The sequence below is a fragment of the Rhizobium azibense genome (assembly GCF_004342325.1).
Lineage (GTDB): Bacteria > Pseudomonadota > Alphaproteobacteria > Rhizobiales > Rhizobiaceae > Rhizobium > Rhizobium etli_B.
This window is the reverse complement of sequence record NZ_SMBJ01000011.1, coordinates 151,587-165,740: the sequence shown is the minus strand read 5'-3', so window position 1 is coordinate 165,740 and position 14,154 is coordinate 151,587. Positions and strand designations below refer to the sequence as shown.

Annotated in this window: 12 protein-coding genes and 1 pseudogene; 12 read left to right on the top strand and 1 reads right to left on the bottom strand. The window is 62.3% G+C overall.

Features of this window, described 5'->3' with window-relative positions:
* Positions 1–503: 503 nt before the first annotated feature.
* The 5 genes and pseudogenes from EV130_RS25620 to EV130_RS25600 form a co-directional block, all read left to right on the top strand.
* A pseudogene (locus tag EV130_RS25620) lies at positions 504–1,365 on the top strand (ParB/RepB/Spo0J family partition protein); the annotation flags it as partial.
* A 441-nt stretch (positions 1,366–1,806) separates the two neighbouring features.
* Entirely contained in the window at positions 1,807–2,997 is a 1,191-nt protein-coding gene (locus EV130_RS25615) for a DUF932 domain-containing protein (RefSeq protein ID WP_132662046.1), read from the top strand.
* A 293-nt stretch (positions 2,998–3,290) separates the two neighbouring features.
* The gene (locus EV130_RS25610; RefSeq protein ID WP_132553522.1) at positions 3,291–3,749 is read left to right on the top strand and encodes a (2Fe-2S)-binding protein; all 459 of its coding nucleotides are present in this window, start codon (positions 3,291–3,293) and stop codon (positions 3,747–3,749) included.
* A gap of 4 nt (positions 3,750–3,753) precedes the next feature.
* Entirely contained in the window at positions 3,754–5,907 is a 2,154-nt protein-coding gene (locus EV130_RS25605) for a xanthine dehydrogenase family protein molybdopterin-binding subunit (protein ID WP_132553520.1), read from the top strand.
* Between the two features lie 2 nt (positions 5,908–5,909).
* Entirely contained in the window at positions 5,910–6,548 is a 639-nt protein-coding gene (locus EV130_RS25600) for an Isoquinoline 1-oxidoreductase subunit (protein ID WP_245520111.1), read from the top strand.
* 80 nt (positions 6,549–6,628) lie between these two features.
* On the opposite strand, the gene EV130_RS25595 is transcribed toward EV130_RS25600, so the two are convergent.
* The gene (locus tag EV130_RS25595; RefSeq protein WP_132662044.1) at positions 6,629–7,852 is read right to left on the bottom strand and encodes a DUF1173 domain-containing protein; all 1,224 of its coding nucleotides are present in this window, start codon (positions 7,850–7,852) and stop codon (positions 6,629–6,631) included.
* 492 nt (positions 7,853–8,344) lie between these two features.
* On the opposite strand from EV130_RS25595, the gene EV130_RS25590 reads away from it, so the two are divergent.
* The 7 genes from EV130_RS25590 (at position 8,345) to EV130_RS32715 (ending at position 13,636) form a co-directional block, all read left to right on the top strand.
* Complete coding sequence (locus tag EV130_RS25590) at positions 8,345–9,382, top strand: DUF7146 domain-containing protein (RefSeq protein WP_132662042.1); 1,038 nt, start codon at positions 8,345–8,347, stop codon at positions 9,380–9,382.
* Between the two features lie 315 nt (positions 9,383–9,697).
* Positions 9,698–10,639 carry a DUF2493 domain-containing protein gene (locus EV130_RS25580; RefSeq protein ID WP_132553514.1) on the top strand — a complete coding sequence of 314 codons (942 nt, stop codon included), beginning with the start codon at positions 9,698–9,700 and terminating at the stop codon, positions 10,637–10,639.
* Positions 10,640–10,747: 108 nt separating this feature from the next.
* A complete protein-coding gene (locus tag EV130_RS25575; protein WP_132662174.1) occupies positions 10,748–11,377 on the top strand; it encodes a plasmid pRiA4b ORF-3 family protein in 630 nt (209 codons plus the stop codon).
* A 276-nt stretch (positions 11,378–11,653) separates the two neighbouring features.
* A complete protein-coding gene (locus tag EV130_RS25570; protein WP_132553512.1) occupies positions 11,654–11,863 on the top strand; it encodes a dodecin in 210 nt (69 codons plus the stop codon).
* 559 nt (positions 11,864–12,422) lie between these two features.
* Entirely contained in the window at positions 12,423–12,746 is a 324-nt protein-coding gene (locus EV130_RS25565) for a DUF736 domain-containing protein (protein WP_132553510.1), read from the top strand.
* Positions 12,747–12,820: 74 nt separating this feature from the next.
* Entirely contained in the window at positions 12,821–13,117 is a 297-nt protein-coding gene (locus tag EV130_RS25560) for a hypothetical protein (RefSeq protein WP_132662040.1), read from the top strand.
* A 345-nt stretch (positions 13,118–13,462) separates the two neighbouring features.
* Positions 13,463–13,636, top strand: coding sequence for a hypothetical protein (locus tag EV130_RS32715; RefSeq protein WP_165918574.1), 174 nt, complete (start codon positions 13,463–13,465; stop codon positions 13,634–13,636).
* Positions 13,637–14,154: the final 518 nt, after the last annotated feature.

Here is a 14,154-nt window from a genome sequence, read left to right as displayed (position 1 = left end):
TGAGGTGGTGAGAGAGAGAGAGAGAGAGAGAGAGAGAGAGAGAGAGAGAGTGTGTGTGTGTGTGTGTGTGTGTGTGTGTGCCGGTCCGTCATGGAGAAAATTCCGCTATTGAGCAGGCTCGACGACCAGACTCCGATCGCGTGAGACCGCAAGCAAAAGCTATCCTTCAGAGAGCTTTACGCGTGCTGATCATTGGCGAACTCAAGAGAAGCGGGGGAGTGAGCGGACGGACCGACGTGCGCTAGAAAGCGAAATCGCATCCCCTTAAATATCAGCGTGCCGGCCCCATCGCAGGAACGCGATCCGTTCGAGGGGTCCCAGGGGGCTCGACATCCGCGAGCCGGCGGCCACGACTATTGAAGCCGTTGCAGGTGGCGCTTAGAGGGTGAGGGGAGAGGGGGATTCCGTGACGGATTGGCAAAGGTCGGAGAGAGGCTCCGGCCGGTCCGTCGTGGAGAAATGACATGGCTAAAGCCATTCGCGACGGCGACATATCCGCCGAAGACGATTCCCTGGCCGAGAACGTCCAGCGTGCCGATCGCCATCCTCTGGACCAGTTCCAGGCCTTCCGGACGCTCCGCGAACAAGGTCTCGGTGAGGATGAGATCGCCGCCCGCTTCTTCGTCTCCATCGCAACCGTGAAGCAGCGCCTGCGGCTTGCCTCCGTCTCTCCGCGCCTTCTTCATCTATATGCTGCCGGCGAGATGACGCTTGAACAGATCAGCGCGTTGTCGATCACATCCGATCATGTTCGCCAGGAACAGGTCTGGGAGACGGCATCGCGGTCCCGTGCGCAGGAGGCCTATTACATTCGCCGCCTGCTGACCGAAACGGCCATCCGTGCCAGCGACCGCCGGGCCGTCTACGTCGGGCTCGAGGCTTACGAGGCCGCCGGCGGCATCGTGATGCGCGATCTGTTCGAGCAGGACCAAGGTGGTTGGCTCCAGGAGCCGGCACTGCTGGAAAAGCTCGCGGTCGACAAGCTCAAGGCCGACGCCGAAACACTCAAAAGCACCGAGGGATGGAAATGGGTCGAGGCCGCCTTCGATTTTCCATATGGCCATGCCTGCGGGCTTCGCCGCCTCCATGGAAAGCGGGCCGGCATGACGGGCGACGAGCTTGCCCGGTACGACGCCCTCAAGGCCGAATACGACAAGCTCGACGCTGATGCTGCCGATCAGGTCTGCTCCGGGGAGAAGAAAAAGCGGCTCGCAGAGCTTTGCGCAGAGCTCGACCGCCTCAGGGACCGTCCCTTTGTCTTCGATGCCAAGGAGGTTGCCCGCGGTGGTGTCTTCATCTCGCTTAGTGCCGGTGGAGTGTTGAAGATCGATCGTGGCTTCGTCCGGCCAGAGGATGAACCGAGGGCAAAAGCCGAAGCAAGCGGCAACAGCCTCGACGGCGACATAGAGGCCGCGACCAGCGGTGCGGCTTCGACGAACAGCCCTGCACCCGCTGGCGACCACAAGCAAGATGACGGCCCTCCGGCCGCTTCCTGAGCGGCTGGCGCTTGATCTTTCCGCGGCGCGCACCTTCGCCCGGCGCAATGCGCTGCTTGCGGCATCCTCATCCGCAGCTGCAGGGGACGCAATGATGACCGTGGTCCCAAAACCATTTCTTCGCCTTGACCATGCTCGACGACATGGGCGCCCCTGCCGCCACTGTCCGTTCGGTCACCGGTCTCACGAGCAGGCACCGGTCCGCCCGCCGCAAGGCCGCAGGGCCTGATCGTCTTCTGCGCCTTTTATCAACCTCGCCCGGCATCGGCAGAACGCGATGACCGGCCTCATTCGTTCAAGGAGCTTCATCATGAATCTGCCAGCAGCCTCTTCTCGCCCCGTTACCTCCGGCTACGGTGTCGATATCTCACGTGGCGACCGCATCGACCGGGTGTCGTCGGAATGGTTTTTCCGTCCCGACGACGAACGCTATCTCTCGCTCGGTGACCTCTACGAAGCGGTGAAGTCCCGCAGTGAGCGGGCGCAGGCCCGCACCGTCGAAAGCTCTGCAATCCGCCTCGAGGCCACACACGGCAATGCCGAACGTCTCGAACTCATGGTTCCCGGCCAGCGCCAACCGATCGCGCCGACGCACTGGAGCTATGGTCAGCTCTGCAGCCTGGTCGGCGCTCCCGCCAGCTATATGCGCCAGCTTCCCGCCCCGCTTGCCGCGATCAATCTTCAGCATGGTCTGCTCAGCCACCGCGCCGAGCTGGTAAAGACCCTCGAAATGGACGACGGCCGCCTCGAGCTTCGGGCCGTAACGGGTCCCGAATACGGGCGGATCTGGGACCACGAGCTCGTCGCGGCTGTGATGAATATCGCCGGCAATGGAACCGGCGACACGATCTGGAAAGTGCCGGGCGTTCTCGACTGGGCGACGATGACGCACAATCCGTTTGTGGACGTGACCAAGGATACCACCACGCTCTACGCCAGCGACCGCGATGTCTTTCTGTTTCTGGTCGACGATACCCGTCCGATCGAAGCCGGCCGGTTGCCGAATGGCGAACCGGACCTTTATTTCCGCGGCTTCTATGCCTGGAACTCCGAAGTCGGATCGAAGACGCTCGGTATTGCTTCCTTCTATCTTCGCGCGGTCTGCGCCAACAGAAATCTCTGGGGCACGGAAAATTTCCAGGAGATCAATATCCGACACTCCAAGTTTGCCGGTTACCGTTTCGCGCACGAGGCGGCGCCCGCACTGGCAAACTTTACGAATTCCTCCCCCACACCCTTCGTCGCCGGCATTCGTGCCGCCCGCGAGCGGATCGTAGCCAGCACCGATGAAGATCGAAAGACCTTCCTGCGCCGGCGCGGCTTCTCGAAGGGCGAAACCGGCAAGATCATAGAGAAGGTGCTGTCGGAAGAAGGCAGGCCGCCGGAATCGATCTTCGATTTCGTCCAGGGCATCACCGCCCTGGCGCGGCATAAGACCCATCAGGACACCCGCCTCGAATTGGAAGGCAAGGCCGGCAAACTGCTCGAGCAGGCGTCTTGACCATCGGCAGTCTGGCAGGCTCACCGAAAACGTCAGATATCTTACGAAGAGAACTCGTTGCCCGGCGATCTGCCGGGCTTTTTCCGCCCTCGGCCGACATTGGCGCTGGCCCCAATTCGAACTTCCGGCGAGATAAAGGTGCTTTCGGAGAGGCTCCCCGGCAGGAGCGGCCAATGGTCACCGGTTTCTGGCGGGCTGGTATCACAAGATTACAACTTGCGACTATATCCGCTTTCAGCTAATTTAGCGGCCGCTGTATGTTCGTTGAGGGGCGGCTTTCAGCCGACGTTCATATGTCCTACGACCTTTCAGTCAATGGTAAGCATTACGCCGTCGATGTGGATGGCGATATTCCGCTTTTATGGGTGCTGCGCGACACCATAGGTCTCACTGGCACGAAATTCGGCTGCGGCATCGCCATGTGCGGAGCATGCACGGTGCATGTCGATGGTGTGCCCGTCAGGTCGTGTGTGATGCCGGTCGCCGACGCGGCCGCCAAGCCGATCACCACGATCGAGGCGATTGGCGAGACTGACGAAGGCGCCCGGGTACAGAAGGCCTGGCTGGACATCGATGTCGTCCAATGTGGATACTGTCAGTCCGGACAGATCATGTCCGCCACCGCGCTACTTGCTGCCAATCCGTCGCCCACCGACGACGATATCGATGCCGTCATGGCCGGAAATATCTGTCGATGCGGCACCTATCCGCGCATTCGGGCGGCGATCAAACTGGCTGCCAAGGCGAGGTGATGTGATGTCCGTCCACGACAAAGTCAACCTTGCTGTTTCGCGTCGGCATTTTCTGATCGGCGCATCGCTAACCGCAGCGGGCCTTCTCATCGGCCTTCGGCCGTCGCCGTCTTGGGCTGCCACAGAGGCGTTTGAAGCAAACGCCTTCATTCGCATCCCTGCGCAAGGCAAGATCGTTTTTATCATGCCCTCCGTCGAGATGGGCCAAGGCATCTACACCTCGGTGGCGATGCTGCTGGCCGAAGAGCTCGAAGTCGGCCTCGATCAGATCACGGTGGAGCACGCACCTGCGGATCCTCCACGCTACGCAAACCCCTTGCTGGGTGACCAGATCACCGGCGGTTCGCTTGCCATTCGCGGCGTTTACGAGCAGATGCGCAAGGCAGGTGCCACGGCCCGGATCATGCTGGTAAACGCGGCGGCGCGCGGCTGGAACGTCGCAGCCGATACGTGCAAGGCCGAGGCCGGGCATGTCGTTCACCCCGCAAGCGGCCGCCGCTCAGACTACGGCAGCCTGATCGAGGCGGCAGCCTCAGAGGCCGTTCCGCAGGAAGTACCGCTCAAACCCGCGTCCAGCTTCAAGGTGATCGGCCAGTCCATCCGCCGTCTCGACAGTCCCGATAAGGTCAATGGCACGGCAAAGTTCGGTATCGACGCCCGCCCGGAAGGGGTGTCCTATGCGGCGATTGCGATCTGTCCCCACTTCGGCGGAAAACTGCGATCGGTCAAGGATGAACCGGCAATGGCGGTCAAGGGGGTCCGGCAGGTCGTCCGGATCGAGGACGCAGTCGCGGTCGTTGCCGACAATACCGGTGCTGCGCGCAAGGGGCTTGCGGCACTTTCCATCGAATGGGACCAGGGTGCCGATGGTGCTCTGTCGCTGGCAGATCTCGAGAAGCGCGCGGAGGATGCGATCGGGGGCAATGCCTTGCCCCACATAAACGAAGGCGATGTCAAAAGAGCCGAATCCGAACACAAGCCGCTCCTTGAATTCGTCTACCGCCTGCCGATCCTCACGCATTCGGCGATGGAGCCGATGAATTGCACGGTTCACGTCCGCAGCGAAAGCTGCGACGTATGGCTCGGCACCCAGGTGATGGGTCGGGCAAGACAAGCGGTTGCCGACGTCACAGGCCTCCCGTTGGATAAGGTCGTCGTGCACAACCATCTTCTCGGCGGCGGTTTCGGCCGCAGGCTCGATGTCGACGGCGTCATTGTGGCGGCAAAGATCGCAAAGCAGGTGGATGGCCCGGTGAAGGTCACATGGAGCCGCGAGGAAGACATTCGCCACGACTGCTATCGCTATCTGAACTACAGCAAGATCACCGCGACGCTAGGTGCCGATGGCATGCCCGTATCCTGGAGGCATCGCGTCATCGGCCCTTCCGTGATGGCGCGTTGGCTGCCCGCCTTCACGCGCGACGGCGTAGACCTCGACATCATGACTGGTGCGGAGACACCGTATGCGATCCCGAACAAATTTACGGACTTCGTGCGCCACGAGGCTCCAGACGGGATGTTGACGGGCAACTGGCGCGGTGTCGGTGCCACGCGCAACGTGCCCGCAGTCGAAGGCGGCATCGACGAACTGGCTCACGCGGCAGGCATCGACCCCCTCGATTACCGCAGGCGGCTGCTCCAGCATAAGCCGCGCCTTCTGGGTGCGCTTGACCTGGCGGCGCAGAAGGCGGACTGGACGACCACTCTGCCTGAAGGCAAGGGAAGGGGTATCGCCCTCTTGGAGGATTTCGGCAGCTTCGCCGCGATGATCTCCGAGGTAAGCGTTGGCGAAGATGGCAAGCTCAAGACCGATCGCATCATCTGCGCTGTCGACTGTGGCCAGGTCATCAATCCCGACACGGTGGAAGCCCAGGTACTAAGCGGCATCATCTACGGGCTCAGCGCTGCACTCTATGGACGCATTACCGTCCACAACGGTGCCGTGGTCGAGGGCAACTTCGACGATTCTCCGGTTCTGCGAATAAACGAGACGCCGAAAATCGAAGTCCATATCGTGCCGAGTTCCGAGGCGCCGGGCGGCATAGGGGAGGTTGGCACACCCGGTGTCGCGCCCTCGCTCTTCAATGCGATCTTTGCGGCAACCGGCAAGCGGCTGCGGTCGCTGCCGATCGACCAGAACGACTTGCGGAGAGTGTGATCATGGCCAGGCGGCTTTTTGCAATTCCGCTCGCTGCTGTTTTCGCTGCGATCGGCAGCGTTGCCGGCATCGGCCTCCCGGGCCATGCCGAAACTTCCGATGGTGGAGCGCTGAAGACCGTCTCCGATTTCGACGCGATCACGGAGACCGGCGCGCGCTCGAAAGCCATCTTCGAAGAAGCCAGTCGTGTCATGACGCATCCGCGCTGCATTAACTGCCATCCGGCAACGCGCAGCCCGACGCAGGGAGAAGATCTGCATCCGCATGTGCCGTTGATGAATGCCAGCCAAAGCTCGCTGGGTCCGGCCGGGCTCGTCTGCAGCACTTGCCATGGGGCGGAGAACCGTCCGATCTTGGGCAGCCGCATGAAATCCATTCCCGGCAACGCACACTGGTCTTTGGCCCCGGCCAGCATGGCCTGGCAAGGGCTGACGGTGGGTGACATATGCCGGCAGGTAAAAGATGAAAGCCGCAACGGCAATCGTTCGCATGCCGACCTCGTACGGCATATGGGCGAAGACCATCTGGTCGGCTGGGCCTGGCATCCGGGGGCAGGACGCAGCGCCCCTCCAGGCTCTCAGGAGACCTTTGCCGCCCTCGTCGCCGCCTGGGTCGAGACTGGTGCCGAATGTCCAGATTGATGGCACTCTGCTGAAAAGCCGGTGCCTGCCGCCACCCTTGCGGCATTTGCCGACATTACGCCTGGAAATTTTACGGCAGTTCACCGAGGCTTTTCAGTCGCGCTGTCCTGACGAACCGGCAGCGGCGGCATTTCTCCATCGGCAATGCGCCAGATCCACGGCGTCATCTCCGGTCTCGCAGCCAACATCTCGGCAAGCATGCGTTCATACTCCTCATCAGCGCCGGCTGGCACGACACACATCGCCACCGGCACCGGGCTTTGTTCCGGCAGCGTGACGCAAACGACCGGCTGGTCGCGAGACAGGTTGAATCGCAGACTTTTGACACTCTTGCGTCGCAGATCCGCCAGCCGCTCAAGCAACCGCTGTTCATCTACGGTCTCGAAGGGGATCCAATTCTGGTTGACGACCATCAGGTCAATTTCCTCGACCGAGGCAATGCCGGTCTTTGAAATGCCGAAGGTGGCGATAGCAACCAGATGAAACGCTTCGTTCGACCGCCAGATCTCCAGCTCGCTCGCGTAGCGGGTATTTAGGCGTCGCCAAGCTCCATCGTCAATCATGAACGCAAAGGGCATGTGTCGGATAGCGATCTTCCAGCCGTCGCGCGCTGGCGTAAACTCCTTCACCTCTCCGACCAGAAGCATGAGCGTCCTTAGCCCCGAACCCGCCGCTTGCAGGCCGCCGAGAGCGGCTGCCCGCCTGGCGGCGATCCCCTCCCTGTCTTCCGCATGGAATACCTCCGGCACGAAGAGCATGTCGCTCAAAGGCTTGCCGCGCGCCGTCATCTGCTTTGCGGCATTGATGAGGCTTGCGCGGACCCGCCCCCAGCCGCGCCTTCCCGACCACAGTGAGGTCCATTCCGTCAGTTCCCCGACTTCCCAGAGATAATGCAGCACGGCCCGTAGCGAGAGCTTCTTTGTTTCGTTCCGGATCGTATCGGACGGTTCGCCGGATGGGATCGCGGCGGCCCGCGATCCTCGTTTCGACAGCGAAAAGTCTAATGCAAGCGCCGCTGTCCCGGTCGTTTCGTCAAGACGGATTGCATTGCCAACCAGGGGGCCAAGGCCGGAAAGCTCGTAAGGCGGTTCGCATGAGGGGCAGGCGGGGTCGTGATCGCGCCCGGAAAGAGGCATGCGTTTGACGAGGTACTGCCCGTCGAACCTCGCAATATACATCGGGACCGCTGGCTCCCGGCACAGGCAGAGGGGCCGGAGCTTCTGCTCGTAAGCACGAGCAAGCAGTGCCTGCAGCTCGCAAGAGCCCTCATCAAGTGAACGGTCGCCGATCAAGAATTGCCGCACGTCGTTCCGTTTCTCTGCCCGCAAAGGGTGATCGAGCCGAATTGGTTTCGGCAGTTGTAGCACGAAGCGAGCGCATTATACTATCCCAAATAAGGCAGTATATGGGGGCGCGATCTGAAATAGTGGGCGGTCATGGCCCGTCCATGTCGCCAATTTGCCCTGGAAACCGTGCCTCACATTCGATGAGGCGGCGGACGCGGCCGGTCGCGCGTCGGAGGCAGAGACGGGCCGGGTAAGGGTTGGCCTTGCCGGACTTGGAGAGCGCCTGGGTAGGCCGGTCGGTTCCTGCTCTCGAAAGGTTTCCCATGAAGGCGATCTCTTCCCCGGCCGCGGCCGCTCCAGCCCCTGTTCCGTCGCGGTTTTTGAAGATGTTCAGTTGGACGACCCGGCCCTTCACTCTGGTGACGGAGGTCGGATCGGGGATTCACGCGCCTCCGATGCAGCGGCATCGCATGATCGACGTAACGAGACAGTCGTGAGAAAGGCTCGATCATGTCGTCCGCCTCCGAACTGGCCGACCGTCTCGCGCGCATTGCCGAAGCCGTCTGTCGCCATTACCTCTCGGCCGGCCGGCGCGCCGGCAATTACTGGATCGTCGGCGACCTCGCCAACAGCAAGGGCCGCTCGCTCTATGTTCATCTCACCGGCCCGCGGGCCGGCAAATGGACGGACGCGGCCACCGGCCAGCATGGCAACCTGCTCGACCTCATCCGCGAGACATGCGGACTGGTGAATTTCCGCGACGTGGCCGATGAGGCAAGGCATTTTCTGAGCTTGCCCAAGCCCGATCCAGTGGCATCGAAAGAGGATGGACATACCGGTTCTGCCCCGCCCAACCGGCCGGCCGCGGAACGGGCCCGGCGTCTCTTTCACATGTCGCAGCCGTTGGCAGGCACGCTTGCGGATCGCTATCTGCGTCAGCGCGGCATCGTGAATGCATCCGCACAGGCTGCGCTGCGCTTCCATCCGTCCTGCTATTACCGGGATCTGCTGACCGGCAGCAGAGCCAGTCATCCCGCCCTGATTGCTGCTGTCACCGACGCTGCCGGAACGATCACCGGCGTGCATCGCACATGGCTCGACCAGAATGGCGACGGAAAGGCCAGGGTCAAAGATCCCCGCCGCGCGCTTGGTATCCTCCTTGGCAATGCCGTTCGCTTCGGTTTTCCGGTCCATGGACCTGTGCCGGTGCTTGCGGCAGGCGAGGGGCTCGAATCCACTCTGTCATTGTTCCAGGTGATGCCCGCCATGCCGATGGCAGCGGCGCTCACCGTCACTCACCTTGCCGCCTTCGTGCCGCCACCAGGCTGCCAACGCCTCTATATAGCGGCCGACGCCGATGCAGCCGGCCGGCGCGGGATCGAAGGACTGAGCCGCCGGCTTCAGGCTCTCGGGATCCTGCCGCTCGTCATTGCTTCAGAGCTCGGCGACTTCAACGAGGATCTGCGGCGGCTCGGGCCGGATCGGCTGACGGAAGCCCTGCGCCAGCAGCTCGCGCCGCCTGATGCGATGACCTTTCTGGGCGCCTGATTGGCGGGCCGCGGCAGGCGAGCAATTCACGTGTCAGCTCGGCCGCCCCGCAAGTCTCTCCCGGGCGGGCGCGCCCGCGGGCCTGCCGTGAGCCGACCCTTGCCACGCGGAGCCGGGCCTCCAGCGGGTCAGTCAGGTTTCTTCCCCGCGCTGGCGAGGCCAGCGCTCCTCGCGGGACAGGAAACCTTCCTTCCGCCGCCCGGCGCTCACGCTTTGCCGCGGCGTGAGACACGCCGCGGTTCCGGCCAGTCTCCCGCGTGGACGGGATCGCCGTCAGGCCGCGAGAGGCGCGGCCGCAACCCGATGGAGACCACAATGGACCTTACCCCCGAACTCGACGACGGCTTCGAGCCCGTTCACGCATCCTCGCCCACCGATCGCTTCATCTACGAAATGCAGATCTATGGCCATCGCCCTTTTGAGGACGAGCCCGATCCGCGGCCGCTTCCCGAAGAGCCGGTCGTCCAGTCGGCCCTGACCGCGATTTTCGACGCCATGTCCGAGATGCTCGGCGACACGCGGCTCGAACCCGATCTCGAAAGCCTGCTCTGGTCGACAGTCAATCTCTTCCATCGCGCCGGCGAGCGCATCGAGCGCGAACTCGACCGCAACGAGGAGGCGCAGCGAACCGGCCAGCGCGAGCAGGACGGAAGTGAGGTGAAAAGCGTCGCGCTCGAACGTCTCATATCCGAAGGCGTCACGCTGCTTGAACGCCGCAACGCCTTCGAGTTCATGCGCGACTTTGCAGCAGACCTCTTCGAGGCCAGGACCGGCTCGTCCTGGCGGCCGCGCACCGGCTCCAGGGTCAGCCATGCCAACATGACCGCGGCATTGATCGACTCCAGAGACTTCCTCTCCGCCCGCCGCCGGGCCCAAACCGAGGTGCTGATCCCCGTCGGCACAAAGATCGCATTTTCCGGCGGAATGGACTACAACGATCACGAACTGATCTGGGCAAAGCTCGATCAGGTCCACGCCAAGCACCCGGACATGGTCCTGCTCCACGGCGGCTCGCCGAAAGGCGCCGAGCGCATTGCCGCCTGCTGGGCGCAGGCCCGCAAGATAACGCAGATCACCTTCAAGCCGAACTGGACGAAGCACGCCAAGGCCGCACCGTTCCGCCGCAACGACGACATGCTCTCGGTGATGCCGGCCGGCGTCATCATTTTTCCCGGCTCCGGTATCACCAAAAATCTCGCCGACAAGGCCCGCCGACTCGGAATTTCCGTGTGGCAGGCTGCAGGAGACGGTGCCTGACAGATTGTATCAAGGAGCCATGCGGGATCACGCATGGCTTTTTGCCGGACAGGGTGGGTGGGTGTCGTCGACTTGACCCTTTTCGATTCATGCTGTTCACATTGCGCCATGTTTGAACCCATCAACGCAGTACAGGTTCACATCTCACTGGATGAGATCGAGCCGGAGGTCTGGCGCCGGTTGGTCCTGCCGTCGCGGTGGAATCTTGAGCAGTTGCATCTCGTTATTCAGGCGGCATTCAACTGGTGGAACTATCACCTGCACGAGTTCCAGATCGGAGGCTTGCGCTACGGCGATGTGGAGTTGCTGATGGAGGATGCTATTGAAGATGATCCCCGCGTCTTTGATTTTCGCGCGGTTCGCCTTCGCGACTTCGAGCAGAAAGCCGTCTTCAATTACCTGTACGACTTTGGGGATTCCTGGCTCCATTCGGTCGTCATCGAGGAATTCATGGTCCTTGACGTCACTCCCAGGCACGCGACCTGCATCGATGGAGCGCGCGCCAGGCCGCCCGAAGATGTCGGTGGTGTGCACGGATATGAACGCTTCCTGGAAACCATGTCGGACAAGACAGACCCCGAACACGCTGAAATGAAACGGTGGTGTGGCGGACATTTCGATCCGGAGTGGTTCGATCTCGCCGTGGTGGACAAGGATGTGCGCAATGCGCTGCGCCCGAACGTGAAGCGTCGGCTGCATCAGCCAAAGCCGAAGCGTAACGGAGCGACGTCGGCATGAAAAATTGCGACGGCGAAGCTGCGGCCGCCGATTTCGGCCGGGTCAACGGCACTGTCATCATCGCCACTCCCTTTTTGCCGCCCGGCTTGCCGCAATCAGTGGTTCGAGATCGAGCGCCGATTGGGCACCGGACAATCGGATCGACTGACCTTCCCGTCCCCCGTCAAAAGCATTCGTATCCCCGTTTGACAACAGGCGCCCGTTCCAGGATCGTCTGTGCTCGAGGGCACGCTTAGAAGCCGTGTTGGAGGCATTTCGGTTCGAAAGGAAGATGACATGAACGACCACGTTTACAAGAAGGTCGAACTGATCGGCAGTTCGAAAACGTCTGTCACGGAGGCGATCGAAACGGCAATTTCTCGGGCCTCAAAGACGATGAGAAACCTCGAATGGTTCGAAGTCGATCAAATTCGCGGTCACATCGAGGACGGCGTGGTGGGCCACTACCAGGTGGTCATGAAGGTCGGGTTTCGCATCGACGGCTGATGCGCCGACGGCAGCCGGTTTCAGATCGAAGCAATAAAGGAGCCTGAGGGATACGAGTGGCCCGTGGGCGATGAAGCCTGCGCGCCCTGCTATCGAGGTCCAGCGAGCCCTTTGGCAGAGACCGGGACCGGCTCGGGGTCAGGGTGAGCCTCTCGAAATACCGCCGAACAGGCCGGCATCGAGCGTCTACGTCCCCATGGTCGGGCGGCGAGGCGGCGGGCGGGCGATACCGCCCGTGAGGCACTGACGCCTGGCGTGGGACAGGCCGGGCTCGCCTGTAGCCGAAAACGGACGAGGAGGCGTTGATGCGGACGGCGCCATGCATTGCAGGCGCAGGCGGTCTGCCACCGAGACGCATCGGATGAGCCACGGACGACGTCTCCCCGTCGGCTGCTGAGGACCATTCCCGTTTTATATGCCGCCTTTCTAAGGGACCGGCCACGATCAGCGTCAACCCGCAAGGGGTTCCCCTGCGCTGGCGCTCCGGTGACGCCTGCGGCTCGGCCCCTTCTTCGGGCGCCATCGGGAATGGTCCCGAGCAACCGAAGGAGACAATACCATGGCCACCACGATCGCAACCCTGACGCAGAAGACCGACGGCACCCTCGAAGGCGTCTTCGCCACCATCCGGGTCAACGCCCCGATCGCCATCGTCCCCAACGCCAACAAGGCGAGCGAGGAAGCCCCGGACTACCGCGTCATCCACCGCAAGACCGGCTTTGAAATCGGCGCCGCGTGGGCCCGCATCGCCCGCCAGACCGGCGAAGAATACCTCTCCGTCAAGCTGGAGGCACCGGAAATCGGCGTGATCTTCGGCAATCTCGCACCCGCCCCCGGCGGCGAACCGAACCGCAAGGTCATCCTCTGGAACAACCCGGCCTGATCCGGAAGGCCGGCCCCGGCAACGGGGCCGGCCCCACCCGCAACCCCACCCCCATCCGATCAGAGGAGCTCCCGATGAGCCGCTACACGATCACCGTCACGAAGATCTCCTCCCGCCATAGTGATCCCGATGCCGTCATCGGCTACGACCGGCCATTGCAGACCTTCTTCCTGCAGGCGTTTCCGGACGAATTTGGCGATGACCTCGCACTCTGGCTTGGAACCGAATTCCGCGCCTTTGAGACCCTTTGCGCGCTGCGAGCAGCGGCGCTTTCGAAAGGTTATGATTTCATGCCGATCTCTTCGGGCACGCTTTGGCAGTTGCTCGACGATTTTACTCGCGAAGCCCTTCGATCTCCCCCGGACGGATGACGCACATCCAAGTCGCCTTCAAGGAGCCGCACTCGGCACTGACGGGATTTATGATGCCGACATGCCATGCCGGAAGCCCGGGAAAACTGCGGGTTTCCACCCTTCTGGCGCGACATGACCCGACGCTCGGCATCATGAATAAACCGTGGAGACCAGAATTCTGTCACTTCAGATGGCCGATTGTACCATGCCGGCCCAGACCGCCTCGAGGACGAGTGGTACCCCCGAAATGCTGCGCATTTCGGCTCCCCCACTCGCCGGCTCCGCCGGTCGCCTGCGGCGATCCTCGACCCGATCCGCTCGGGCATCGCGCCCGTCTCTCGTCTTCAAACAGAGGAGAGACACATGCTTACCAGCTACGACGAAATCCACCAGCTGCGCGCCGAGCTTGCCGCCTGCAACCTCACGCCCAGCGAACGCGCCGCAGCCCAGGCGGAGCTCGACAAGCTTCTCGCCGAGCAGGCCGTGCTCGACCGTCAGTTCGATGCCGCAGTTTCCGAGAAGGAGCCACCCTCATGAGGATGCCTTCCAGACGGTCAGGCGTGTCGTTCGCGACGGCCAGACCAAGAGCGGGAGTTGGGTCATGAAAGGTTCACCAACGATCCCAATTTTGCTCCTTATATCGACGACATCTACGCCTATTTGCAGGCCCGCGCCGATGGCGCTCTCGGTCGCGGGCGGCCCAAAAAAGTGGAGCCGTAGAACCCGTCGACGAGTCAAGGAAAGCCGCTTCCGGGCGCGATCTCTCGCGCTCTTTTGGGGTCCGAGTGAATGGTTCGGCCAGCGCCAGTCCCTGGTGTCCTGCATTTCGTGCCGCGATCTGGCGTCTGGTTCAGGCGGCGCACCCCAAGACGACCTCGGGGTCAGCGGGAGTCTCGAGCATCCCTTCAAAAGGTATAAGGCATGGATGAACCAACGGGGCAGACCGCATCGAGAGGGTTTCCTGACCTCTTCCGCTTCAGGTGCCGGCTCAATGGCGGGAGCACTTCGATCCGTGCAGTCGGAAGCATAATGCACAGCAAGCAGGACCTTGGCCA

Excerpts from the sequence above, each read along its gene's own strand:
- EV130_RS25615 (WP_132662046.1), top strand. The coding sequence starts at position 1,807 with ATGAATCTGCCAGCAGCCTCTTCTCGCCCCGTTACCTCCGGCTACGGT.
- EV130_RS25610 (WP_132553522.1), top strand. The coding sequence starts at position 3,291 with ATGTCCTACGACCTTTCAGTCAATGGTAAGCATTACGCCGTCGATGTG.
- EV130_RS25605 (WP_132553520.1), top strand. The coding sequence starts at position 3,754 with ATGTCCGTCCACGACAAAGTCAACCTTGCTGTTTCGCGTCGGCATTTT.
- EV130_RS25600 (WP_245520111.1), top strand. The coding sequence starts at position 5,910 with ATGGCCAGGCGGCTTTTTGCAATTCCGCTCGCTGCTGTTTTCGCTGCG.
- EV130_RS25590 (WP_132662042.1), top strand. The coding sequence starts at position 8,345 with ATGTCGTCCGCCTCCGAACTGGCCGACCGTCTCGCGCGCATTGCCGAA.
- EV130_RS25580 (WP_132553514.1), top strand. The coding sequence starts at position 9,698 with ATGGACCTTACCCCCGAACTCGACGACGGCTTCGAGCCCGTTCACGCA.
- EV130_RS25575 (WP_132662174.1), top strand. The coding sequence starts at position 10,748 with ATGTTTGAACCCATCAACGCAGTACAGGTTCACATCTCACTGGATGAG.
- EV130_RS25570 (WP_132553512.1), top strand. The coding sequence starts at position 11,654 with ATGAACGACCACGTTTACAAGAAGGTCGAACTGATCGGCAGTTCGAAA.
- EV130_RS25565 (WP_132553510.1), top strand. The coding sequence starts at position 12,423 with ATGGCCACCACGATCGCAACCCTGACGCAGAAGACCGACGGCACCCTC.
- EV130_RS25560 (WP_132662040.1), top strand. The coding sequence starts at position 12,821 with ATGAGCCGCTACACGATCACCGTCACGAAGATCTCCTCCCGCCATAGT.
- EV130_RS32715 (WP_165918574.1), top strand. The coding sequence starts at position 13,463 with ATGCTTACCAGCTACGACGAAATCCACCAGCTGCGCGCCGAGCTTGCC.